The 529-nt window shown below is 66.7% G+C and carries 1 protein-coding gene and 1 pseudogene; both read right to left on the reverse strand.

Annotated features, from left to right (window positions below):
- Positions 1 to 214: pseudogene (locus ABD323_RS45195) on the reverse strand (FAD-dependent oxidoreductase); the annotation flags it as partial.
- Positions 215 to 269: 55 nt separating this feature from the next.
- The coding region (locus ABD323_RS45200; RefSeq protein ID WP_425556374.1) for an ABC transporter permease at positions 270 to 529 on the reverse strand (260 nt) is incomplete at its 5' end.

Here is a 529-nt window from a genome sequence, read left to right on the forward strand (position 1 = left end):
AGCCGATCTCGTTCCCCTCGATCAGGACCACGTCCAGCGAGGGGTCGCGCTCCTTGGCGATCAGTGCCGTCCAGAGTCCGGAGTAGCCGCCCCCGACCACCAGCAGGTCGCACCTGGTGTCACCCACCAGCGCGGCCAGGGCCTCCGGGCGACCCGGGTCCTCCAGCCAGAAGGGGGTCGGTCGGGCATCACTGAGCGCACGGGCGGAGTCCATGCCTATCAGCTACTTTCTACGGATTGACGGTATTTCAGACAGTACGTACAGATTGTCAGGCGCTGGCCTTCCGACGGTTGCCGACCCACTGGCCGACCACCGTCAGCACCACGGCGGCGAGGAACATCGCGGTGCCGATCACGTTGACCTGCACCGGGATGCCGCGCTGCGAGGCACCCCAGACGAACATCGGGAAGGTGACCGTGGTCGGTCCCGAGTTGAACTGGGTGATGATGAAGTCGTCGAAGGAGAGCGCGAAGCTGAGCAGCGCGCCGGCCGCGATGCCGGGGGCGGCGAGCGGCAGGGTCACCTTCA

This window comes from Kitasatospora nipponensis, assembly GCF_039528135.1.
In the GTDB taxonomy this organism is placed as follows: domain Bacteria; phylum Actinomycetota; class Actinomycetes; order Streptomycetales; family Streptomycetaceae; genus Kitasatospora; species Kitasatospora nipponensis.